Annotated in this window: 18 protein-coding genes; 9 read left to right on the top strand and 9 right to left on the bottom strand. The window is 43.6% G+C overall.

All coding sequences use genetic code 11. The features are described from left to right. Positions 1-26 precede the first annotated feature (26 nt). On the bottom strand, positions 27-584 hold the full coding sequence (locus Q0110_RS05295) for an ORF6N domain-containing protein (protein ID WP_297903700.1): 558 nt from the start codon (positions 582-584) through the stop codon (positions 27-29). A gap of 24 nt (positions 585-608) precedes the next feature. After that, positions 609-1,172 carry an ORF6N domain-containing protein gene (locus tag Q0110_RS05300; protein WP_297903703.1) on the bottom strand — a complete coding sequence of 188 codons (564 nt, stop codon included), beginning with the start codon at positions 1,170-1,172 and terminating at the stop codon, positions 609-611. A 701-nt stretch (positions 1,173-1,873) separates the two neighbouring features. Here Q0110_RS05300 and Q0110_RS05305 point away from each other — a divergent pair. From Q0110_RS05305 to mutS, 8 genes are all read left to right on the top strand, one after another. Next, a complete protein-coding gene (locus Q0110_RS05305; protein WP_297903706.1) occupies positions 1,874-2,188 on the top strand; it encodes a hypothetical protein in 315 nt (104 codons plus the stop codon). Next, positions 2,188-2,865, top strand: coding sequence for a hypothetical protein (locus tag Q0110_RS05310; protein ID WP_297903708.1), 678 nt, complete (start codon positions 2,188-2,190; stop codon positions 2,863-2,865). The genes Q0110_RS05305 and Q0110_RS05310 overlap by 1 nt, the downstream gene beginning before the upstream one ends. Before the next feature lie 546 nt (positions 2,866-3,411). Beyond that, positions 3,412-5,121, top strand: coding sequence for a hypothetical protein (locus Q0110_RS05315; protein WP_297903711.1), 1,710 nt, complete (start codon positions 3,412-3,414; stop codon positions 5,119-5,121). Positions 5,122-5,303: 182 nt separating this feature from the next. Beyond that, entirely contained in the window at positions 5,304-5,930 is a 627-nt protein-coding gene (locus tag Q0110_RS05320; protein WP_297903714.1) for a hypothetical protein, read from the top strand. Positions 5,931-6,108: 178 nt separating this feature from the next. Beyond that, positions 6,109-7,122, top strand: coding sequence for a PD-(D/E)XK nuclease family transposase (locus Q0110_RS05325; protein ID WP_297904042.1), 1,014 nt, complete (start codon positions 6,109-6,111; stop codon positions 7,120-7,122). Positions 7,123-7,175: 53 nt separating this feature from the next. Then, complete coding sequence (dcm, locus tag Q0110_RS05330) at positions 7,176-8,453, top strand: DNA (cytosine-5-)-methyltransferase (RefSeq protein ID WP_297903716.1); 1,278 nt, start codon at positions 7,176-7,178, stop codon at positions 8,451-8,453. Positions 8,454-8,810: 357 nt separating this feature from the next. Then, positions 8,811-8,984, top strand: coding sequence for a hypothetical protein (locus tag Q0110_RS05335; RefSeq protein ID WP_297903718.1), 174 nt, complete (start codon positions 8,811-8,813; stop codon positions 8,982-8,984). A 108-nt stretch (positions 8,985-9,092) separates the two neighbouring features. Further along, positions 9,093-11,705 carry a DNA mismatch repair protein MutS gene (mutS, locus tag Q0110_RS05340; RefSeq protein ID WP_297903722.1) on the top strand — a complete coding sequence of 871 codons (2,613 nt, stop codon included), beginning with the start codon at positions 9,093-9,095 and terminating at the stop codon, positions 11,703-11,705. Between the two features lie 515 nt (positions 11,706-12,220). Here the strand turns inward: mutS and Q0110_RS05345 are convergent. Next, positions 12,221-13,165: a fimbrillin family protein gene (locus tag Q0110_RS05345; RefSeq protein WP_297903724.1), complete on the bottom strand. Its 945-nt coding sequence runs from the start codon at positions 13,163-13,165 to the stop codon at positions 12,221-12,223. Positions 13,166-13,370: 205 nt separating this feature from the next. On the opposite strand from Q0110_RS05345, the gene Q0110_RS05350 reads away from it, so the two are divergent. After that, positions 13,371-14,516, top strand: a complete 1,146-nt coding sequence (locus Q0110_RS05350; RefSeq protein WP_297903727.1) for a helix-turn-helix domain-containing protein — start codon at positions 13,371-13,373, stop codon at positions 14,514-14,516. Here Q0110_RS05350 and Q0110_RS05355 read toward each other — a convergent pair. The 6 genes from Q0110_RS05355 to Q0110_RS05380 form a co-directional block, all read right to left on the bottom strand. Further along, positions 14,508-15,422 carry a transporter gene (locus tag Q0110_RS05355; RefSeq protein ID WP_297903732.1) on the bottom strand — a complete coding sequence of 305 codons (915 nt, stop codon included), beginning with the start codon at positions 15,420-15,422 and terminating at the stop codon, positions 14,508-14,510. The two genes, Q0110_RS05350 and Q0110_RS05355, sit on opposite strands and share 9 nt — an antisense overlap. 112 nt (positions 15,423-15,534) lie before the next feature. Then, a complete protein-coding gene (gene ychF / locus Q0110_RS05360; protein ID WP_297903742.1) occupies positions 15,535-16,638 on the bottom strand; it encodes a redox-regulated ATPase YchF in 1,104 nt (367 codons plus the stop codon). A 141-nt stretch (positions 16,639-16,779) separates the two neighbouring features. Further along, positions 16,780-17,820 carry an acyltransferase gene (locus Q0110_RS05365; protein WP_297903745.1) on the bottom strand — a complete coding sequence of 347 codons (1,041 nt, stop codon included), beginning with the start codon at positions 17,818-17,820 and terminating at the stop codon, positions 16,780-16,782. A gap of 303 nt (positions 17,821-18,123) precedes the next feature. Then, positions 18,124-20,508 (bottom strand): hypothetical protein, encoded by a 2,385-nt coding sequence (locus Q0110_RS05370; protein WP_297903749.1) that lies wholly within the window; start codon positions 20,506-20,508, stop codon positions 18,124-18,126. A gap of 40 nt (positions 20,509-20,548) precedes the next feature. Further along, positions 20,549-22,072 carry a RagB/SusD family nutrient uptake outer membrane protein gene (locus Q0110_RS05375; RefSeq protein ID WP_297903752.1) on the bottom strand — a complete coding sequence of 508 codons (1,524 nt, stop codon included), beginning with the start codon at positions 22,070-22,072 and terminating at the stop codon, positions 20,549-20,551. A 21-nt stretch (positions 22,073-22,093) separates the two neighbouring features. Further along, positions 22,094-25,387: a TonB-dependent receptor gene (locus Q0110_RS05380; RefSeq protein ID WP_297903755.1), complete on the bottom strand. Its 3,294-nt coding sequence runs from the start codon at positions 25,385-25,387 to the stop codon at positions 22,094-22,096. Positions 25,388-25,505: the final 118 nt, after the last annotated feature.

Consider the following 25,505-nt stretch of genomic DNA (forward strand, 5'->3'; position numbering starts at 1 on the left):
TTATATGAGTTATTTACATTATCTGTTTATTTGATGTAACCCGTCCGGGGGCGAGATTGATTCCCGATTCTTTTCGCTTGTAGCTCAGCGAGTGACAGATTGATTAGCTCAAGCTGCGTGCGGGTATCTTCGTTGATATCGTTGTAATCGGCGAATGCTTCTTCTATATACTCTTTGAGTTCCTTTACTTCCTGTTGGAGTTTGTTGAATTCGTTTTGAGGTAGGTTTGTTGTTAATTGTCGTATGGCAACGAAAGCTCGCATAATACTAATATTGATTTGTATAGCTATTTTAGTGTTTAAGATACTGCTGAGCATCGCTACTCCTAATTCTGTAAACACATAAGGATTACGTCTTAGTCCCATTTTTATAGAATTGGAAATCACAATTTGTGATTTCCAATTATCTACTTCCTCATTTGTTAGTTGAAACATGAAATCATCGGGAAATCTTTCAATATTCCTTTTTATGGATTGATTTAATGTACGTGTTTCTACTCCATATATTTCCGCTAAATCTCTATCTAGCATAACCTTCATACCTCTGATCTCATAAATCTTGTTTTGTATCGCTTGTAATTCCATAGTATAAGAACTTATTAGTTTACTTTATTTGATATAACCAATTTTAGGCCTTTTAGCATTGTTCTTTTTCTTTGTAGCCAGTTCAGAAAGAGCTATGTAAATATCATCCAAAGACTTTTGGGTATCTTCACTGAGATCATTGATAGCGCAAAGCGTTTCCTCATTAGCCGTTTCAAGAGATTTGATACGTTCTTGTAGCTCTTTAATTTCGATAGAACTAGTGGTAGCTTGTAAGGCATAATTCCGGATAGCGACAAAGGCTCTCATAATGTTTCTGTTGATTTCGATCGCAATGTCTGAGTTCAACACACTACTTAGCATTGCGACTCCTAGTTCCGTGAAAGCGAATGGCATATATTTAAAGTTATTACCTCTACCTTTATTCAAGGTCACAAATTGTGATCTTGAAAGTTCCTCCTTGGTCAATTCGAACATAAAATCATTTCCCTCGAATCGTTTAGAATTACGCCTGACTGCTTGTTTAAGTACCCTTGTCTCAATTCCATACATTTCCGCCAGATCAAAATCCAGCATGACTTTTTGCCCTCTGATCTCGTGAATCTTATATTGTATCGTTTGTAACTCCATAGTAAAGATTTTGGTTTAAAATTATACGGTTACAAAGGTTTGTAAAATAATTGAGATAAGCAATAAGCTAGTTGGACATTTATGAGTTTGTAAGTTGTACAATGAATTATTGCTGATTCGGCTTATTGTCTATTTTTTATGTGTTCTTATTTTCCTTATAAAATTTCTGCCAAAACACGTACGTGATTTATGAAAAACACGTACGACTTTTTGGAAAAACATGTACGTGTTTTTCCGAAAACATAATGATGTTTTTATATGGTTGATTTTCATGTATTTATAAATATTATTTTTTTGATGGGCTTATTGTGTACTTCTTGTATTCTTATTCTTGGATACTTTATACTTACTTAATCATATAGTCTTTATCTATTGTAAAAGTTGTAATATTTTATGTATTTTGACTATGAAAAATAAAAATAAAATTATATGCATTATGTAGTGTAAAAATGAAAAATTATGTTTTCCTTTGCAAAGTTAAATATTGGCGTTGATGTTAATGGATATGTAGCAATTTAATATTATATATAATCCAAAACCATAAAATGGTATTTCCCATACATTAAATCCAGATTAGGCAGAATTGGTTTGTTGTATTATTTATTTAAATTAAAAAATCATGAAAAATTATTTTTTTGTGTCGGTAGTTGGCCTTATACTAGGCACAAGTTTGTCATCTTGCTCTGATAAAGATGTTGTATATGAGGAAATTAAAATGGGTATACCGAGTAAAAAAGCTATTTTTTCAATCTGTCTCAAGTTATGCTAGTATTTATACTAAATTTGGATATGGTATTGGAACTGAGATATCTAATGCTGGAATTTTATTTAATTCTGGATTAGGGTATAAAATTAATTTTCTAAAACATTTTGGGATTAATTTTATGTTAGGATATCATTTGCAGTCCATTCGATATGAAATAATAACTTTTTATGAACCAGAAATAATTTCTGATACAAAGATTGGTCATAATAACAGACATTCCTTATCTTTTGGAATAGGATTTATATTTTAATGAAAAATAGATATTTTAGAGGATTAATTGTAGCATTAACTTTTATACTACCTATAATATGTTATGCTCAACGAGAAAATAAAATTTTGAGGCATGAGCTTCAAATCACATTAGGTTTGAATTCTTATTTTGCATTTGAATTTGATCCTTCCTATTCTTATATGTTTCATAAAAATGTAGGGATTGTTTTAGGAATGAGATTTGTCAAAGAAGTAGTAGATAATCTTCATTATGATTTAGTTAGTAATACTAATTATCAATGGCATGTAAATGAAAGAAAGGAAGTATCCAATTTGCTTTTTCGTTCCGCTATACGATTTCAATTTTTTATATTAGATGGGATCTTATTTGTAACTGAACCAGGTGTTTTACTCAATATTATACCTAATGAAAAATTAGAATTTTCCTATGTTAATGTAAAAAACTTTGAACCTATTCCTAGCAAATATAAAATTGTAAAAAATAGAAATGGATCAATTCTGTTTTACAATTGTAAATCATATATATCAGTAAATATAGATAATATAGCGTTATTATTTGGTTATAATATTTCTACATTTGATATTTATAGTGGGAGGAGAAATATAATTATTGAAAGTGATGCTTTTAACAAACATCTTCCTTGTAAAAAGAGATTGTTACATACAGGATTTATTGGAGTAAGTTATTTTTTTTAATTTGGAACCTGTTTAAATTTTATTCAATAACATTTTAATGGATACCAGTTTTACCATTTCTTCTGTCAAATCGAATGTGAATTCATAGTTTCGGCAGGGTCTTCTATAGTTGTCAAACTATGAAAATGTCCTTTCTACAATCTATCTTATCTACTACTACATGACGTTTAACTCCTTTTATTTTCTTATTCCTATCAATACCGTTGAGAGTCCCCAAAACATACACTTCGACTATCCATAGTAGTAAACCAACTCCCCAGGAGCAAAATTCAAAAAAGCATACGCTACTGACATCCTGTTTTCTCTAGATAGAAGGTTGCGTTCCATATTTTGCGCAAATCATATTTTCGTCTTCTTTCTTGCAGGTTCAAAGTTTTCTTAATAACTTGCCACTGTATTTCTTCTAAATCCATACAATACAATTATTTGAAGCTTGTTAACTAAAAATAATCATTTTGGCAGCAAGAAGAAGTACTTTTTTCATTCCAAAATACAAAATTTAAATAGGCTCTTAAAAATATTAATTTTGCTTATTTATAATAAAGAATGAAGTTATTTATATATATACTATTAACTTCCTTGACTTTCCTTATGGTAGAATGCCAAAATGAATCTGAGGAAACCTGTTTGATCAATCGAGCGGAACACCTGTTTGATGCTTATCCGGATAGCGCAATCACCACATTGGATTCCATTCCGCTTCCGGAAGAGTTGAGTCCCCATCTGATAGCCCGTTGGTGTATGTTGTACGCACGTGCCGCCGATAAAATAGAGGATGAAATGCCTTATACGAACCAGCTTGAGATTGCCTTGAAATACTATCAAAAGAAAAAGATGCGGAAAGAAGAGGTTGAAATCGGCCTTTATCTGGGGCGTTCGTATGTGGAGGATAAGGAGTACGAGAAGGCAATGAAGGCTTACTCCGATGCGCTTGAGGTAGCGTTGGCGATTAAGGATTATAATCGTGCCGGGTATATTTGTAGTTATATGGGGGATTTGTATGAGGTGGATCTTCGTTATATATTAGCCGCGGAAAAATATAAGGAGAGCAGGAAGTATTTCCATTTAGCAAATAATATCGTGAGCTATGTACGTACGTTCGTGAATGAGGCCCATAGTTACTCAATAGCAGATTCGTCTTATCTAGCCCTTGCTTCATTGAAACAAGCCGAAATGATTATGGATTCATTAAATGTTGAAGAGGTAAGGTCTTATGTATATAACGGTTTAGGTAATATATATAATGATTTGGGAGATTATGATTTAGCGGAATATTATATTTTACGATGTATAGAACCAAATCTAAAAGAGGTAGCTTCAGATTATTTGGTGTTGGTTGATATCGAGGAAAAACGTGGTAACTTGAAGAAGGCTGAGCAGTATTTGAGAAAGGCCAGTGAGGTGTCTGCTGATAATGAGTTGGTTCCGATTACTATAACTTATTATAATTATGTAATAAATAAGAAACAAGATAATTTGAAAAATGCTTTAAACTTTTATGAAAAATATGTAGCAACAGAAGATTCCCTTATGAATGTAAGTAAATCCGTCGATATATATGATACTGAACAAAAGTATGAACATTTAAAATTGCATAATGAAAATATAAGATTACTATTAAAGGGGCAAAGGAATTATATTTTTATATTGATATTGTTATTTCTATGTGCTTTACTTATTATTATCTATTTAGCTACAATAAGAAGGAAAAATCGTTCACTTTTAAAACAACAAGAAAAAATTAATACTTTGAATCAAAGCATATATCAATTATATGCGGAACTTCGGGGAAAGAGTGATGAATTGATCCAACTACAAAATGCTCAGTATTCTTCGGTAAAAATGCAAGTGGAATATAAAAATGTGAAGAAAGAGGTAGATAGTTTGAGATCTCGATTATTCGAATTAAGAGAATCTAAAATTCTCAATAGTAATTTAGCTAAAAAAATAAAGAAAATATCCCAAACTGTACAGCCTAATAATTCTGAAGTACCCGTTTCCGAAAAAATGTGGATTGATATTGAGGTTTTGATGATGGAAGTTTATCCTAGTGTTATAAAGGTACTTAGGGATGCTAGCTTGTCAGCATCGGAAATGCATCTTTGTTTCCTTACATTATTTAAGCTTGATTCAACAGCTATATCTATCCTTTTAAATATTATTCCTACTTCCGTTGATCGTACACGCTTGCGAGTACGGAAGAAATTAAACTGGGAAGGCAAACAAGGACTGTATGAATCTCTTGTTAATATTTAGTATGTAATAAACCTTCATTTAAGGGGCTCTACGATTGTTTGTCTATGTATTTGTTTTTATAGTCCTTGATTATCATGTGTTTACGGTTTTACTTTGTCTATGTGGATTACATAATTTAATCCCTTTATGTCATATATAGTCTCTAGATTTGCAACCGTAAACATAACGAAAAAAGAGAGATTATGAAAAATGTTTTATTTTTACTGTTATTGGTTTCTACTTCTACTTTCGCCCAAATTGAGCATGGTGTATTAGTTGGTATCGGTGCCGGATTCCCTTTGCAAGATAGTTGGAAACAAACTACTTGGGGTGACGAGTCAAATTGGTCTTATCGGCACGATTATAAGCTGAATAGTATGATCGGTTATCGTTTCCGATTCCTTCCGGAACAGAAATTCTTCTATGACTTGGATATGACGATGGGATTTCAAAAGATGGAAACGACGAAGCATTTTCCTTATTATGAAAGTATAGAGGATGGCATATATTTTTCTAAGAAAACAGATGTTTTCGATGAGTTTGTGATGCCAATTTCCATAGCTGCCAGTTGGAATTGGCGTTTTACCAAGAAATTCCATTTGGGTGTAGGTATCGCTCCTACGCTTTATGTACAGTCACAGGCCGTGTTTGATTTGTCCGTGGTGGCGAAGGTAGGGTATCGTTTGAGCAAGCGTTGCGAGTTCGGCCTTTCTTATCAATATGGCTGTTTCGACACCTTGAAGCATTTCAATGACGGACCGGCTAATGGCCGTCGTGGACATCTTTCGGATTTGATGCTATCCGTATATATTCCTTTTGTCACCAAGTAGAGGAGTACATAAAAAAGCTATACGTAGAGACGGATTTCTATGTATGGCTTTTTTTCTTGAGTTTTTTATTAGTGGGGCCGTTTCTTTCGTGATTAAGACCTATCTTTGACAAGCTATCCAATAGTGGATACCGAATCAGGATCAATTGACTATGAAAACAAAAAAAGAACAGGAGTTTATGAAAGAGATGCAAGACAGATATATCCGTTTCGATTGGGCTATTAAACGTTTGCTTCGTCAGAAAGCAAATTTCGATGTGCTCGAGGGATTTCTCACCGTTTTCCTCGGGGAGAAAATCACGATCGTGGAGCTATTGGAGAGTGAGGGAAACCAATTGTCGGTTGATGATAAATTCAACCGGGTGGACATCAAGGCTTTGAATAGCAAAGGCGAGATTATTATCATAGAGATACAGAATACCCGCGAGCTTTATTACCTCGAACGTATCCTCTACGGCGTGGCGAAGGCGATCACCGAGCATATCCATTTGGGGGACGCTTACTACAAGGTGAAGAAAATTTATTCGATCAGTATCCTTTATTTCGATATCGGTATCGGTCAGGATTATCTGTATCATGGCCAAAACCAGTTCATAGGCGTACACTCGAAAGACCGGTTGCTGGTGAATACCAAGGAACGGGACGCTATCGTCTGTCGTTTGCCCTCCGAGATCTTCCCTGAATATATCCTGATCCGTGTGAACGAGTTCAATAAAGCGGCCGTTACACCCTTGGAGGAATGGATGGATTACCTCAAGGATGGTCGTATCCGTCCCGACAGCACGGCTCCCGGACTGGGTGAGGCACGCGAGAAATTGAAATACTATTCCATGCCCCCTTCCGAGCGCCACGCTTACGATGAGCACTTAAACGCTATCATGATCCAAAACGACGTGCTTGATTCCGCGAAACTTGAGGGACGTATTGAGGGATTGGCCGAAGGTAAGGAGGAAGGAAGGATAGAAGGTAGAATGGAAGGAAGAGTGGAAGGTAGAATGGAGGGGAAGATAGAAGGGAAAAAGGAAGGCTTGGAGGAGGGCCGTAAAGAAGGTAGAGCTAAAGGTAAAGAAGAGGGCCTGGAAAAGGGTCGGGAGGAGAATAATAAAGCGAATGCCCGAAAAATGAGAGCTTTAGGTATAGACTCCGAAATTATCCGGCAAGTCACTGGTCTTGAACCGGGAGGATATGACTGAATTTCTTCGTAAATTTGTGATTCTTTAAGCATATCTTATAGTAAGGATCGAATATGAAAATGACTGAAAAGGAGGTTGGTGCACCGAACGAACTACGGGTTTTGTCCCTGTTCTCCGGATGTGGGGGCATGGATTTAGGGTTTGAGGGGGATTTTATATGTCATCGTAAATCTATATCTCCTCAGAGTTCGTGGATTCAAGAGGTTATCGATGAGCGTTGGGTCCGTTTACGGAGGAATCGTTTTCGAACGGTCTTTGCGAATGATATATTGAAAGAGGCACAAACCGCTTGGCTTCAATATATGGATCGATTCGGATATGATAAAAACGTTTATAATACAAGGAGTATCGTAGACTTGGTGAAGGAACATCGAGCGGGGAAAAAAGTCTTTCCTCGAAATATAGATGTCGTCACGGGAGGTTTTCCTTGTCAGGATTTCAGTGTCTCCGGTAAGCGTTTGGGATTTGAGTCGAATAAGGATCATACCGGTAAATTGCGTGAGGACGATGAGGCCTCGGAAGAGACGAGGGGTAAACTTTACTATTGGATGAAGCAGGTGATAGACATTACGAGGCCCAAGATATTTATCGCCGAGAACGTGAAGGGACTGGTGAATCTGGGAGACGTGAAAAATATTATCCAGAGAGATTTCTCTCATGCGGCCGGGGATGGATATATTGTTTTAGATCCTCAAGTTTTACATGCGGGCAATTATGGGGTTCCAGAGTCTAGGGAACGTGTGATTTTTATCGGGATACGTAAGTCCGTTTTAAAAGTTAAGGCATTGAAGGCACTTCAAGAAGAGAAAGTTCCCGAAGCTTACAACCCATATCCAAGCCCGACACATGCCTGTACCATAGAAGATAAGAAACTGTTGCCGCCGGTCGTTTGCCGGGATGTGTTTGTCGGATTGGAGGAACCGGATACGACAGACGATCCATCCCAGAGATATTATTCGCAGGCGAAATATATGGGAGCTCATTGTCAAGGTCAAAAGGAGATCGCGTTGGATAATATTGGCCCGACGATTCGTTCCGAGCATCATGGAAACGTGGAATACCGTCGTTTATCCCAAGAACATGGGGGGATTATTGCGGAAGAATTAGAAGCGGGTTTACAAGAACGCCGCTTAACCCCTCGGGAATGTGCTTTGATACAGACGTTCCCGCCGGATTATACGTTTGTCTCCTTTAAAAAGAACAGCACACGTTTTGAGCTGAGTGCCTCAGGCGCTTATAAGGTGATCGGTAACGCGGTTCCTCCGGTATTAGCGTATCATATAGCGAACCGTATACAGGCTTTATGGCCGTTGTATTTTAAAAAAAGATAGTTTCTCAATAGTGATTATCTAGACTTGGGTATATCAGGGTTCTGCCCGGAACTTATGTTGCCCGACCGGTATGAGGTCTGGCTTAATGATATTTGAAAACGTGTTCATCAATTAAGACCTTATTTGTAAAATATCTTTTCTTCTCGATCGTCTCCCTAAATAGAAGGACATGTCTGACTCGAGAATGAAGTTTTATAATTAAAAGAGAAGAAAAGATGTTTTGGCATAAAAGGAAAGAGATACTCTCTTTGGAGATAGCCTCATACGATTGTAAGGGATGTGGGAGTTGCGTTGATAAATGCAGACGCAATGTGTTGAGGATGATTGATAACGGACACTGCCTACTGGTTTCCAGATATGTCCTATAAGCAAGGGGAAGATTCGGAAGGAAGGTTTATAAAGGAAATCTCCGAGGCGACGGATGTTCCCGTGAATACGCTTCTGTCTAGAAAAAGATACGCTGTACCGCATTTCCGCAAGCGGCTTAACGACTTGTATACCGAATTAGTGGGCGATAGAGGAGATGGTTGATTGTTCGTCTTTAAGTAAAGGCTTGGTGGGATTCTCCCGTTAACAGATCGAAAAAAAATAGTACCTTTGTGCGGATAATATTGTAAATGCATTTAAAAGAGTACTATCGTGGCAAAAGTTGTGGAAACCCCTTTGATGAAGCAGTATTTCGATATAAAAGCGAAGCATCCGGACGCTATCCTTTTATTCCGGGTGGGAGACTTTTACGAGATGTATGGAGAAGACGCCGTGGTTGGCGCGGAAATATTGGGTATCGTACAGACCAAACGTGCGAATGGCGTAGGTCAGCATGTCGAGATGGCGGGATTTCCACATCATGCGTTAGATTCTTATTTGCCGAAACTGGTGCGGGCCGGTAAGCGCGTGGCCATTTGCGACCAGTTGGAAGATCCCAAGCTGACCAAGAAGCTGGTGAAGCGGGGGATTACGGAATTAGTGACTCCCGGTGTTTCCATCAACGACAATATACTGAATCATAAGGAGAACAACTTCTTGGCGTCTATCCATTTCGCCAAGGAGGTATGCGGTATCTCTTTATTGGATATCTCTACCGGCGAGTTTATGACGGCAGAGGGTTCTATCGATTATATCGACAAATTGCTCAATAACTTTTCCCCGAAGGAGGTCTTGATCGAACGGGGGAACAAGAAGCGTTTCGAGGAAGCCTTCGGGCCTCGTTTCTTTATCTTTGAGTTGGATGACTGGATCTTTACGACCTCGGCTGCCGAGGATCGTCTGTTGAAGCATTTCGAGACGAAGAACCTGAAAGGTTTCGGTGTGCAACACCTGAAGTTGGGTATTATCGCCTCCGGGGCTATCTTGTATTATCTGGATCAAACCCAGCATACGCATATTTCCCATATCACCGCTTTATCCCGTATAGAGGAAGACCGGTACGTTCGCTTGGATAAGTTTACGGTACGTAGCCTGGAATTGGTCAATACGATGAACGAGGAGGGTACCAGCTTGCTGGATGTGATTGATAAGACGATCTCTCCGATGGGGTCCCGTATGCTTCGCCGGTGGGTATTGTTCCCGCTAAAGGATGTGAAACCGATCCAGGAACGCCAGGAAGCCGTGGATTACTTTTTCCGCGAGCCGGAGACGAAAGAGTTGCTGGATATGCACTTGGAGCAGATCGGTGACTTGGAGCGTATCATTTCCAAGGTAGCAGTCGGTCGCGTATCTCCTCGCGAGGTAGTTCAGCTAAAGGTTGCGCTTCGTGCGATCGAGCCGATCAAGGAGGCTTGTATGGCGAGCGAGGAGCCTAGCTTGTGCCGGATAGGGGAACAACTGAATACCTGTGCCTTGATCCGCGACCGGATCGAGAAGGAGATTAATAACGATCCTCCTTCTCTGGTGAATAAGGGAGGGATTATCGCGAAGGGTGTCAATGAGGAATTAGACGATTTGCGTGCCATTGCCTATTCCGGCAAGGATTATCTATTGAAGGTACAGCAACGTGAGATTGAGCAGACAGGTATCCCAAGCTTGAAGATCGCTTTCAACAATGTTTTCGGCTATTATATAGAGGTGCGTAATACCCATAAGGATAAGGTTCCGGCGAATTGGATCCGTAAGCAGACTTTGGTGAATGCCGAGCGTTATATTACCGAGGAGTTGAAGGAATACGAGGAGAAGATATTGGGGGCGGAAGAAAAGATCCTTGCCTTGGAGACTCGTCTTTTCAATGAGTTGGTATTGGCCTTGACGGAATATATCCCGCCTATCCAGATGAACGCGAACCTGATCGGGCGTATCGATTGCCTTTTGTCTTTCGCCAAGGCCGCGGAGGCGAATAAATACATCCGTCCGATAGTCAGCGATTCCGATGTGATCGATATAAAAGGAGGTCGCCATCCGGTGATCGAGAAGCAATTGCCCTTGGGCGAATCTTATATCGCCAACGATGTCTATCTGGATGACGAGAAGCAGCAGATCATCATTATCACAGGCCCGAATATGGCCGGTAAATCCGCTTTGTTGCGCCAGACGGCCTTGATTACGCTGATGGCGCAAATCGGTTGCTTCGTTCCGGCCGAGAGTGCTCATATCGGTATCGTGGATAAGATATTTACCCGCGTGGGTGCCTCGGATAATATCTCGGTGGGCGAGTCTACCTTCATGGTGGAGATGAACGAGGCTTCCGATATATTGAATAATATGACTTCACGGAGTTTGGTGCTTTTCGACGAGTTGGGCCGGGGTACCAGTACGTACGATGGCATATCTATCGCCTGGGCGATCGTGGAATATATCCATGAGCACCCTAACGCGAAGGCAAAGACGCTGTTTGCCACCCATTATCATGAGTTGAATGAGATGGAACGTTCTTTCAAGCGGATCAAGAATTATAACGTATCGGTCAAGGAGGTAGGGAATAAGGTGATATTCCTGAGAAAGCTGGTGCCGGGAGGGAGCGAGCATAGCTTTGGTATCCATGTGGCGAAAATGGCCGGTATGCCTAAGAGTATCGTGAAACGTTCGAACGAGATCTTGAAACAACTGGAATCCGAGAATCGTCAGGAAGGTATTACGGGTAAACCTGTAAAAACGATAGCCTCTGCCGCTGAGGGGTATCAACTGAGCTTTTTCCAGTTGGATGACCCGGTATTGAGCCAGGTGCGAGATGAGATCAAGAACTTGGACGTGAATAATCTTACCCCCTTGGAAGCTTTGAACAAACTGAGTGAGATCAAGCGGATTATTACTGGAAAATAGTGTGTGGTACAACGGATGGTGTCGTGTTTCTATGATACCTATTCTAAGTTCGCTATAATGCTCGTCGTAAGTATCTTATAATGCCTGTCATAAGGTGCTTACGATGGGCATTGTTATTATTCGTTGGTCTCGCTTGTGATTTCCTGTGTGCCGTGAGACCTGATCTCTTTGTATTTCCAAGGAATATAAGGTTGTAATTTAAACGGGTCTCGTCCTGGTGATAGTCAAATAGAAGAATGTTCTTGGCGTTAAGTCGGGAGGGAATGGCCATCCCGGACGTGAAAGATATTTGGACGAGACCCGTTGTTTCTCTTGTTGCAAGAGAATATATAGAGTCGGCTGAATGGTAGGCACATCATACGGGTAGTGGCGTATGATGGCCGGATTCGCCGGAATGATAAAAGTTATCGGTACTCTCGGTGTAGTGGCCGGTGGCAAGCGGGCTGAGGCTTGCCACGGCGTTACACCTTGATAGCCATGATGTGAGAACTTACATGGCTTTGCCAATCAATCCATTATCCGTTACCTGGCGACCAGTCTGTGACGGAGACTTCTCGCAATTGTAACGACCTTCCGTTAAAGCTTAGCTTATATAAATATTTCTTGCCTTTTTCCCATTGGATGTTGGCGGGGATGTTGAATTTATAGGTTTCTCCGTTGATCGTGAATAGAGCCTCTACTTCGCCGGTCTTGATCTTTCCGGAGGTAGGGATTACCATGAGTTGCATGGGATCACAGTATTTCTTGTTGATGAGGATGACCGGATTCGTCAAGGATAACGCCGTGAATGCAAAGGTACCGCGGGAGACAGTGCCGGTGATGTCGCCGGTCGTGATATCCAGTGTACCCTCGCTGGCTAAGGTTGTTCCTCCGGGCTTGTTTCCTACTTGAACAGCGCTTAATATAAAGGCTCCTGCCTTGTTTTTATCCAAGCTCAACTGGAAAGATATCAGTGATAGGGCATGATTCATGCGGAGTAATACGAGTGGCGAGGTGCTGTTGACCGCCCTTTGCCCGATCGCATGGGTTCCATACATATAATCATAGGTCTCCTGTGCGTTTGGCGCTAGCTTGACAGGTATCTGCCTGACGTTAAGATTCCTGTCTTCTTGATAAGGATAATATGCGTATATCGTAGCTTCCTCGGAGCCGAGCATCACTTCCGGGTTTTGTTGCCACTGGATTTTTCCGTTTACCTTATAGGCTTTTGCGCTTACGTTTCGGTAACCGGATACATCATTGTATAAATCGCCGGTCGTACCAGACGTGATTTGCAGTCCGAGCATAGAGCCTTCTTTGAATTCTTGTATAAAATTCGTGGATTTTGTAGTTAAGATACGAGTCGTTATTTGGAGTGGTTTCTCATTCCAACCGATATTCTCAAGACTTCCGAAGTCTTTGTCGCCGGAGCAACTCCAAAAGCTTAAAATCATACAGGTAAAGAGTACAGACTTTCTCATTATTTTATCTTATTTTTGTGTGAAACTTCTGGATGCAAATTTCAGGCGATTAAGGAGAAAAGGAGGAGCATACGGTCTAAAACATCGGTGAAATCGTACAAAATTAGATCGTTCAAATTATCTATGGTGTTCATATTGTTAACTGAGGAATCAAAAAGAACATTTGGGGGGGCGTATTGTTTAATAGATAGGAGGTAGTGTTATTATGTTGGATAAGATTCAGTTTTTGTTGAGCTTACAGATATTGGGCTTTTGTGTTTTTGGCGGTGTTACCCTGTTGCTACGTGCCCGTGAAAATAGGGCAAAACAAATTTTAGGATGGAGTATGCTATTATGGGCGTTTTTAGCGGCGGTGCGAGTATCGGTTAACCTGTATGTAGAGAATTCGAAAGAGATATTCCATCCGGATGTGTTGATCATGGGATGTATCGTAGTAGCGACATTGGCTTGTTACGTGATAGAAGTGTTGCGCCCCTGTTATATGACCGCCCGTCGTTTTTTTATCTTTACCAGTCCGATATGGGTATTGGGGTTTTCATTTTTGATTTACCGGTTATCGGGTGGGGATATTCATCGTTATAACTTTCTGGGCGAGGTATTCGCTAGCGTGAATCTGGATGTGGCTATACGGCTTTTAATCTTGTTTTCCACGCTTCTGTACATGGCCGTGCCTATTTATCTGGTATTGCGTTATAGCGAGGAGTTTAAGCTGTATTTAAGGGAGAATGTATCAGATCCGGAAGCTTATGATCTAGACTGGTTGAGAAAGATTATGATGATCCTTTCTTCCATGTATGTTTTTTATTTGGTATTGTTGTTTACGGATCGTGCTGTCTTGTACGTGATCGACAAGGCGTTCTTATTGGTCTTGTGGTACTTTTTCTTTTATAAGGCCTTGTTCCTGAAAGTAATCCATTTGGATCATACTTTCGAGAGCGGTTGGGAATTGCCCGATCTGGAGGAGGATGCGGACGATGACCAAGGTAGCGAGGAACAGAAAGGTATCATACGGCAAAGATACGTAGAGGAGGTACAAGCCTGGTTCGAACGCGAGAAGCCTTACCTACGGGAAGACTTACGCCTGACCGACTTACAGCGAATATTCCCGATGAGCCGCTCTTATCTTTCCCAATTGTTTAATAAAGAGCTAGGCTGTTCTTTCTCGGACTACGTAAATCGTTTCAGGGTAGAGGAGAGCAAACGTTTATTGGAAGCCGAACCCTTGGCCAGTATACAAGAGATAGCCGAACGCTCGGGCTTCCATTCTATCAGTACCTTCCGTCGGGCGTTTATTAAGCAAACGGGAATTATCCCTTCCGAGTATAGACGGGAAGGATATGGATCAATCTAGCCGATAACTGACGAAAGCAAATCGCTTGCTATCGGGTGCCCAAGAGTTTACGTTTATCGTTCCTTGCCCGCCGAATAGTTTGACTAAGGTCTTGGGCTCTCCGCCTGTGGCCGGCATAAGGCGTAATTCTACGTTTTTATTGGCGAGATGTTGCCCGGGTTCCAGGTCTCCTTTTGTATAGGTGATGAAAACTACCTGTTTTCCATCCGGGGAGATATGGGGGAACCAAGAGTTACGGGTCTCATCGAATGTCATTTGGGTTTGCTCGGAACCATCCGTTTTCATGCGCCAGATTTGCATAAGCCCGGTACGTACGGAGTTGAACCAAATATATTGTCCGCAAGGTGAATATTCAGGGCCATCATCTAGGCCATCGGCTGTCGTGAGGCGTTTTTCTTCTCCACCTAGGGCAGGAATGACATAGACATCGAAATTACCGTTTCTCTCGGCGCAGTAAGCGAGTTGTTTCCCGTCGGGGCTCCATCCGTGCAAATAGCTGGGACCGAGCGGGGTAATCAACCGAGGGATACCGCCTTCGAAAGGTAAGGTATAGATGCGCGATTTGCCATCCTCTTTCGTTCCGTTGCTAATCGCTATCTGTTTGCCGTCGGCAGAGATCACATGGTCGTTGTTGCAATGGGTCGCATAGTCGCTATTGATTAGTTGCGGCTCGCCTGGAGATTCCGGAGAGAGCTTATATAATTTTCCCCCGCTGTTATATACGAGCCAATTACCGTCGGGAGTCCAGTTTGGGGCTTCTATCAAAAAAGGAAACTCCTTGATCACGGAACGTTGTCCGGTCGTGATGTCCATTACCTCTAAGATACTAGTGACGTTCTTTTGCTGGGCGTGGGTACAAAAAACGGTGATACACATACAGAGTACAGAATTGAGAAAATGCTTCATACACATATAGATTTACATACATATATAGATTTAAAGGATACAAGAAACCGGATAAACTAACATAAAGTTAATGTTATCCGGTCTCAAAGATATGATTTATTTCGATTACTCCTTATACGTTAAAGCGGAAATGCATGATGTCTCCATCCTGTACGACATATTCCTTTCCTTCGACGCTCATCTTTCCGGCCTCTTTTACAGCCGCCTCGGAGCCGTAAGCGATATAGTCTTCATACTTGATTACCTCGGCACGGATAAATCCTTTTTCGAAATCCGTATGGATAACACCGGCGCATTGGGGAGCTTTCCAGCCTTTATGGAATGTCCACGCACGGCATTCGTCCGGTCCGGCGGTCAAGAAAGTTTGCAGATTCAGTAGTTTATAAGCCGATTTGATCAAACGGTTTACACCAGACTCTTCCAGCCCGATCTCTTGCAAGAACATCTGGCGTTCCTCATAGGTATCGAACTCGGCGATCTCGCTCTCGATCTTGGCGGCGACCACTAGTATCTGGGCATCCTCGTCTTTTACCGCCTCACGTACGGCATCCACGTATTTATTACCGTTTACGGCGCTAGCCTCATCCACGTTGCAAACATACATGACAGGCTTGTTTGTGAGCAAGAACAAGTCGTGCGCGATGCGTTCCTCATCTTTCGTGTCGAAGGAGACGGTACGTGCGCTTTTTCCCTGCTCCAAAGCCTCTTTGTATTTACAAAGCACCTCGTAGGCGACTTTTGCTTGCTTGTCTCCTCCGGTTTGCGCTTGCTTCTGTACTTTGGCGATACGGCTGTCTATCGTTTCCAGGTCCTTGATCTGGAGCTCGTAGTCAATGATCTCCTTATCACGGACCGGGTCTACACGTCCATCCACGTGCACGATATTATCATCGTCGAAGCAGCGTAATACGTGCAATATAGCGTCTGTCTCGCGGATATTGGCTAAGAACTTATTGCCTAATCCTTCCCCTTTGCTGGCTCCTTTCACCAATCCGGCGATATCCACGATCTCCACGGTGGTAGGGATCACCCGTTGCGGATGTTCGATTTCCGCCAGTTTATTCAATCGTTCGTCCGGTACGGTGATCACGCCTACATTCGGCTCGATCGTACAGAACGGGAAGTTCGCAGATTGTGCCTTTGCGTTCGATAAGCAATTGAAAAGGGTAGACTTTCCTACGTTCGGAAGTCCTACGATGCCACATTGTAATGCCATAATATTATAGTATTTTTTATTATCAATCAGTTATATACTTACTTCAAGTATCTTGTTTTGAGTTCGCAAAGATAATCAATTTTAGGCTGATACGGTTATTTTCTGCGCTTTCTCTTCGTGCTTAATCGGTCGATCCATCGATTATTTGTTTAATAATCTTTTGACGAGTTTGTTCATCGGTTTCTCGAAAGAATAATAAGAGAGCAGGCTCAACAAGGTTATGATACAAAATAGAAGTGGGATCGAGACGTACCAATCTATATGGAAATCGCTTTCTTTTTGCCATTTAGCGTAAGAAAGCAACACGAAAAGATGAATCAGGTAAAAACTGTAACTGATCTCTCCGCCAATCACTAAGAAACGGTTAGATAATAATCTCGAGACCATACCCTTTTGCAAGGAAAAACTAATCAGGATACATGCGATGGGAAGCCAGTAATAACAGGAGTACCGGTATACTTTGGGGATTTCAGCGGCATAGAGGTAAAGGCCCAAAAATAATGCCATCGATACGATCTCGATGATACTTCCTTGGCAGAAGGTAATGTTTTTGCTCTTCAGGCGGTCGTATAATTGAAATAATAGCATGCCGGCTATAAAATCCGGGAGGCGGGTGATCGGGTTAACATACCAATATCCTTTTATGCTTTCCACAGGAGTGAAATACATACCGGCGACACATACTATCGCGCAGATCAGGAAAACGAGCAGTAATCTCCTGTAGTCTTTCGTGAGCGGTATGAGGAACGGGAAGCAAATATAGAAAAGCTGTTCGCAGCATAAACTCCACGAAGGGCTGTTGAATGAGAAAAAATAATGGTCTTTAGGTATATAGGCGTTTGTCAAAGTGAGTGAGGCGAGGAAATGCTTACACCAGTCTATGGCTCCCGACGCTATTACGTAATTTCCTAAAGCGGCGGCTACCAGCAAGGTCAGCCAGTGCAAGGGATAAATGCGGGCGACGCGCGCTACCCAAAAGCTGCGTTTGCTTATCTTATTCTCGGTGAGTCTTTTCTGGTAATTGTACGCTATAATAAAACCACTCAACATGAAGAAGAAACTGACTCCGACAAACCCTTCTTTGAAGAAATGGATATCGAAGAAGTTATCTATAACATAACAGTGTGCCCCGAAGACCATCATGGCGAATATGAATCGCAAAGATGTTAAAGTGTTAATCATAATTTCGTTACATTAGGTCTGTAAATGTAGGAAATTAATATCGAAATATATACGAAAGTACCAGAAACAATCTTTGGCTATTGTTCTTTGTAATTGTGGGTGTACCAAAACAAAAATGATCTCTCCGAAAAGTTACGGATTATAATAACTACAAGACCTGAAAAGAGCCGTATCATTACTCAAAACAGAGTTTGATACGACTCTTCTTTTTGCCTTTAAGGATGTTCAAGTTTCAAATCAAAAGCCTATCCGGGCTAAAATTAAGTTTTGACACACCCGTAATTAACAACTACCTTGATCGAGCTACATGAGTTCGATCGTATTCTTGGTACCGGTTAAGTCGATAAACCCGGAAGAAGCGGATATCTCCTTTCCGTTCACCTTGACAGACTTGCTGTTGGACGGTACGGTAAAGCGAAGCTTCCATCCGTTTTCGGTACAAGAGATGACAAATGATTTTTGTTGTCCGGATTTTTGGTAATCGATGCTTAACCGGTTATCGCCTACCAATAAATTATCAAGTTTGGCATATCCCCAATCCTCCGGGATATCGGTCTTGATATTTATCTCTTTCTCATGAGCCATCGGGCTTACTCCGAATACGTAATGTATTAATGGGATATTATAGCCGCAGACGTTCCAGGCTTGCACGAACATGCCGTAATCCGGAGAAACCTCATAAGTTGTTCCGGGGGTAGCGAAACTGAAATTATTCAGGATTTGCCGGATGTATTTCCGGGCACTCTCAAACCCCCTGTATTGGCACTCCGCTATCGCCAGGTTGGATGTCGCCCCTTGCATGATCGCCTCGTTGTAGTTGAAATCACCGTTGAGGCGGTCGGCTACGGAGCATTCCTCCAAGGTGATATCATCCGGGCGTGCGATACCCGCCACGTAGATACCGAACTTATTCGTGAAGAAAGGTACCTCGTCCAGCATTTGGAGCGCCTTATCCCGGTCGGCTATGCCCTCCTTGACGGGGAGTAGGCAGGAGGCGTTATAGAATACCGTATAGCCTTTTTCCTTATGTTCTCCTTTCGATATCCGCTCTTTCAAGGCTGTTAGTTTCTTCCGTGCCCATTCATTCCGGTTGGCGATCACTCGTTCCTCAAGGGCCATGTCGATCAATTGGACGGCTTTTCGCTTATCCGAGATAAAATCGGCGAAACGTTTCTCGGAAGGGCTCCACCAATCCTCGTTGATCTGCTGTTTCAACCGATCCGCTTTAGAGGCGAAATCTTTCGATAAATCCGGTTCGTTTAACACCGCTGCCGCCCGCGACATGACATCCAGGAATATCTGGGTATGGACGGCAACGTCTAGCATCTCGTCGTTCAGCCCTTTGATCTCCACGCCTCCTGGACCTTCCACGTATAAGTTATGGTTGGTATCGTGCTCCTGCAAGAACTCCCATACCTTTTTCCCATGCTCGTAATAGGTTCTTAGGAAATCCATGTTCCCCGTCCATTTGAATATTTCCCAGGTGGCGATGATAAACTCTTGGGATTCTTCCATACGCCCTTTATCATAGACCGCCCCGTTGGTAGAGAACTCGTGGACGATACGCCCCGTATTATCATTGAACTTATCTGATACCTCCTTGATCATTCTCATGGAATTGTAGAATAAGCCCGGATCGCGGGTCCCGACCAAGGCCTTGAACGTGATGGACTGGTCGTTGCTGAAGAACCAAGGATAATCCGGAAGCCCTGCACTCATGGCGTTTCCCAAACCGGGGACATCGCGAACCAGCCAGTCGCTATTGTATTTACCCCATTGATAAGCGGTCATAAGCAACGTGTCCGGTATGGTTATAGCGGCGGTACGGTCGATCTCCTCATACCGTAGTTTCTTTTGGTTATACAGGTCTTTCAGGTTCTCTCGCGCTACCCGTAGGTTCTCTTGTATCTCGGTCTCGTTTTTCATGGAGCCGGAGATAAAGAAGCGGATATTCCTTACCTCGTTGGGCGCGAGATTTAAACGGGGTGTATTAAGCCTGACAGAAATCCCTTGGCCTTGTACCGGGCTATTTCCCAGGTGATCGGCAGATAAGCTATCTTGATCGGAGGTAATACCCACGAGCCAGTTATTTAAGCTGTCTTTCGCGAAGGCGGTATTATGGGCCAGACCGGTATATTGATCCCTGGTATCTGTCATTCCGCTACGTTCGCCCAGCCATACCGGAGACAGGTCGGTATCGGCGGTAAATGATAAGAGGATTTCTTTCGGCTTGTTCGTCTTGTTGCGGACTTGGTACTCTACGGCCAAGACCGGAAGGCTGTCTGGCACGAAATCCGTGCGTACGATATCCAAGCCGGCATCCCCTTCGTATTTGAACTGGGTGGCTAGCGGGTACGTGATGAAAGAATCGCATTTATCCAGCGTGATAGACTTCTCCCCGTCTTGTATGGATAGGGTAAAACCGTCCAGCAACTTGACCGGATGTTGCCATATGCCGCTCATCTCGCCGGGTACGTGGAAACCTGCCGGCGGGAAATTCCCGTACTGGTTGCCGATGGAATACAGGTTGTTTCCGGCGGTCACATACAAATAGTTCCCGTTCCCTTCTTTACCTTGGATATTCGGCAATTGACCGACCTCTTGCCCCAAGCTGAACGCTTGGGGGGCCTTAGGCGCGTTGCAACTAAGGAAAAGAGGTATACTCGCTAATAATATACATAATCTCATGATCGAAGAATTAGAGTTATTTAATTCGGTTCCCTGTGGTTTAATATCCCGGGTTCTGTTTCAACAGCGGGTTTAAAAGTAACGCGTTTGTCGGTATCGGTTGTAATATCCGGTCGTTATTATTTTTCCACGGCATATCTTTGCCGAAATAATAGCGATATTTCTCGTTTACTTTCTCCAATAACCTACCGTGTCTCACCAAATCCTCGCGGCGATAACCCTCGTGATACAATTCCCAGCCCCTCTCGTCGAGAATGGCGTCGCGCATGGATGCCATGTCTAGGTTCGCGGGGAGATTCTCCAGGCCCGCACGGTTACGGATTTTATCGACATAGGTTCTCGCTTCCTCCAGATGGCCTAATTCGTTCTCGGCTTCCGCGTAAGTTAGCATAACCTCGCCAAGGCGCAACGTAGGGACATTCAGGGAGGCATCCTCGCCCAATGGAATGTTCGTTTGTACCTCCCATTTGAACGTAAGCACACGGCTCAGTTGCTCCTCTACGCTTTTGGGCTCCTCGGGAGTACCGTAAACCGGCGTTCCATCGCTTTTATAAACGATTCCGGATACGGCTATACCTTTACCGGTAGCAGGATTATAAGGTGCGATACGTTTGTCGTCCGGATCGAAAGTACGGAAGAAAGGTACGGCCATGCCATATCCGTTGGAAGCGGATACGCCGGTAATGCCAAGAGCGTCGCGAATGGAGGCCTCCAATACCAAGGCCACGTATTTGTTTCCATGGTTCGCCTCCGCTATATGATTGATAGCCAATATGACCTCATCGTTCTGGTTCTTGGAGAATATATCTTGGTAATCAACCAGGCTGAAACCGCCCTTATCTATAATCTCTTTTGCGTAAGCGGAGGCTTTCTGCCAATCTTTCTTATTCAAGTAATAGCGGGCTAACGTGGCCTTGACCGCCCATGAGGTAGGGCGGCCATAGTCCGTAGAGGAGTAAGTTTCCGGTAATACCTTCTCTACGTCGGCCAGTTCCGTCTCGATGAAAGATTCCATTTCCTCTCGCGAAGCCCGTGCGATACCGTTCTTGATATCCTGGCTGCCGGTAACCAAGGGAACCGTACCGAATAAATGATACAATTTGTCGTACGAGAAAGCCCTCCAGAAACGAGCTTCCGCTACGTATCGGATTATTTCCGGTTCCGTGGATTCTCTATATTTGGTGATCACCTCGTTGCATTGCGTGATGAGGCTGTAGACGCTATTCCAGTTCGTTTCCGACATGGCGTGGCCGGCATCCATATTGAGGAAGTTCTGCGCGCCTCCCCATCCGGTCTCCGGCGTGCCGCCCCAGTTACAGAAAAACTCGTCGGAATAGGAGCTGACGTTCATCAGCCAGTTGTTTCCCCCGAAGTAACTGAAATATTGTACATATCCGTAAATCCCATTGGTCAATAAACGGGCGCCTTCGATATCGGAAAGGTTGCCGTCTCCGATCTGGCTGAACAGTTTTTCCTCTACCATGGTGTCGGAGCAGGAAGTAAAAGCGAGATTGCCGGCCAACAGGGCAAGCGCGATATATTTGATAGAATGTTTGCGTATCATATTGAATGTATGTTTTTGATGTTAGAAACTAAAGTTAAGACCTACCGTGAATGTCCGTGCCGGGGGATATGCGTTCATGTCTACGCTGCCGGGAAGGAACGCGGGAAGGTTCTCGGAAGAGGCCATATAAGCGTTGTTCGCTAGTTCCGGGTCCAGGCCGGAGTAGGGGGTGATCAGGAACAGGTTTTGCGCCTGCACATATATCTTGGCCGTCGGGAATATCTTGCGAAACGAGGGGATAGAGGCCAAGTTGTAAGACAAGGTCACGTTTTGCAGACGGATGAACCAGGCATCCTCGATCCAGCGGGAGTTATACAGGGCGTTACCGTTGCCGTTCGTGCGATTGGCCGCTATATCCGATCCCGGATTGGATTCGGACCAATAATTCATGGCATCTGTCATATAGTTGGAAGTCTCGAAAGTATTCGGTAGCGTAAAGTTCATTGCGGAGTAGTTATACATCTTATTGCCGAAGTTGGCGTTAAAGAAGATATCCAGCGCGAAGTTCTTGTACTTGAACGTGTTGCCGAAGCCTAGGATTACCCGGGGGTCCGGAGTCCCGAGGATCGCTTTGTCCTTTACCGTGATAGAGCCGTCTCCGTCCAGATCCTTGAAACGATACGAGCCGCTGGAAGGATCGATGCCATCGACGACATACGTATAATATGAGTTCGTACGTTCCCCCTTGATAACACCGATCGTGTTCAACGCCGCCACCGTGCTTTCGTCGGTTACGTTGTAATCCGTGATCTTGTTGTCTGTCCAGGAGAAACTCAACTGCGTGTCCCATTCGAAATCGCGGGTCTGTATGTTGGTCGAGCTCAAGCTATACTCAAGGCCCCATACCCGCATGGAGGCGGCGTTCTGCCATTGATATTTATGGCCGGTCATAGGAGATTGCGAGACCTGCACCAACATATCCTTCGTGTTCTTCACGAAGAAATCCAGATTACCCGATAAACGGCCGAAGAAACCGTAATCGATACCCAGGTTGACCTGCGAGGTAGTCTCCCATTTCAAGTCCGGGTTCTCCATATAATTCGTTAGCGTGGCTCCGGATACCTTGTTTTGTCCGAGGATGCCATTCGTTGTCATATCATACTTGGAAAGAGATTGATAAGGATCGATACCCGAGTTGCCGGATTGCCCGTAGCCTAGACGGAGTTTCAATATATCGACCTTATCCGCTGCCGCGGCCATAAAATCTTCCTTGTCTATTTTCCAGCCCACCGAGACACCCGGGAAATAGGCATATTTATTATTGCCGCCGAATACGGAAGAACCGTCGCGCCTTAGCGTTACCGTGGCGAGGTATTTATCGTCGAAAGAATAATCTATACGTCCGAAACCGGAGATATCCTTACGGCGGTCTTTGGAGGAATCCATCTTGGGAGCGTTGCCGCCGCCCAAATTGTTCTCGTGCGTGGCATCCGTACCGAAACCGGAGTTCTCGGCCCGGAAATAATTGTTATCCCGCTGGTAATACTCGTATCCTAACAATCCGGTTACGTGATGTTTCTTATTGAATACGGCATCATAATGCAGTAAGCCGTCGAAGGAGATACCGGTACTTCTCATGGAGCTTTGGCTGGCGGTTCCCCCGTGCGTGAAGTTACCGTTGTAAGCGGTTGTCGAGGGTACGTAAAAGCTGCGGTGGGCGTTTTGCACGTCGTAGGTAAGCTTGATCTCCGGTTTCAATCCGGGCAATATCTCGTAGGAAGCGCCTGCGCTGAAGTTGAGTTTATCCGTATAGATCTTGTCGTTTATATCCAATAGAGAAACCGGGTTGGCGATGAAATCGTTGTTCGGGTCTTTATTGTACGCCCCGTCTTGATCCCGTACGGTTACGTTGGGGGCGAAAGCGATGGAGGAGGAGATGACGGAATTGCGGGTACCACCTTCCGTAGGCTGGTTGGTATCCAGGATATGAGTGGCGAAAATATTGGAGCTGAAAGTGAATTTGTCTTTCTTATACTCGATGTTGCTTCTTCCGGTATAGCGATCCATGCCGGTATTTCTCACGATACCGTCCATTCCGTAATATCCGAGGGAGAAATAATATTTGAGAGACTCGGAACCTCCGGATAGATTTACGTTATGGCTCTGCAAGAAGCCGTTTCGGGTTACTTGGTCAAACCAATCCGTGGTTTGCGCCGCGTTGATCTCCTGCTCGGTGAAGCTGGTCAGGTTGAAGGCGTTGTTGTATCGCATATATTGTCGCGCGTCCATCACGTCGTACTTTTTAGCGGTGGTCTGCACGCCGGCGTATCCGTCATAAGAGACACGGATCTTGCCTTGTTTACCCCTTTTGGTCGTGATGATGAATACGCCGTTAGAACCTTGGGCGCCGTAGATGGCGGTAGCGGCGGCATCTTTCAGTACCGCTATGCTCTCGATATCGTTCGGGTTGATGGAGTTCAGCGGGTCGCGGTCCGGGGCGTTGAACGCCATTCCGCTACTGGGGGCGCTGGGCGTGTTCACGACGAAACCGTCTACTACATATAAAGGGTCCGTATTTAAGAAAAGAGAGTTACGCCCGCGGATGATCGTCTTGCCCCCGCCGCCGGGCTGAGAGGTATTTTGCTTGAACTGTACGCCGGATATACGGCCGGAGAGCATTTGATCCACGGAAGTAGAGGCTCCGCCGATATTCGTCTTGTCCGCGCGGATATTGGAAACGGCCCCGGTGATATCCTCCACCTTGCGGCTGGCGTAACCAACGACTACTACCTCGTCCAGATTCAAGGAGTTTTCTTTCAATACGATATTGAAATCATTCTTGTTCGCTACCGGGATAATTTGTTTTCCATAGCCGACATACGAGATCTCTATCGAGCTGTTTTCCGGCAATTCCAAGGAGAAACGCCCGTCCAGGTCCGTGATCGTCCCGTTCGTGGTATTGCGTTGAACGATGCTGACCCCGATGACCGGCTCGTTATTCTCGTCTCTTACCACGCCGGATATCTTCTTGGTCTTTTGCGGCACGCCGTTCTTTCCCTTGATGATAAGGGCGATCTGGCGGTTATCGATCTCGTAGGTGAGGTTCGTGGTTCTCAACATGGCGTCGAGTACTTCCTCTATGCTTTGGCCATTCGCGTCGGCAGATACTTTCTGGGAAAGATCCGTCCTCTTGTCGTCATAGAAAAAGGTATATTTACTAGCGGACTCGATTTTCTTCAAAGCCTCTTCCAGAGAGACATTGGAGAAAGAAATACGAAGCTTTTCTTGCGCGTGGATTACTCCCGCGTGAAGAAGCATCGCCATAAATAATGATAAAGTGCAAAATGAATGTTTAAGGATAGAATAATTTTTCATACTTTTGTATTAATAAAAGATTAAGAATCTGTGAGCTACGGAAAGCGCCAACTTTTGTCATAACTCACGTTTTTTTTCGTTTATGAGGGCATGCGACGCCCCCGAAAGGCATAATTTG

Origin of the sequence: uncultured Parabacteroides sp., from assembly GCF_947855115.1 — a bacterium.
In the GTDB taxonomy this organism is placed as follows: Bacteria; Bacteroidota; Bacteroidia; order Bacteroidales; family Tannerellaceae; genus Parabacteroides.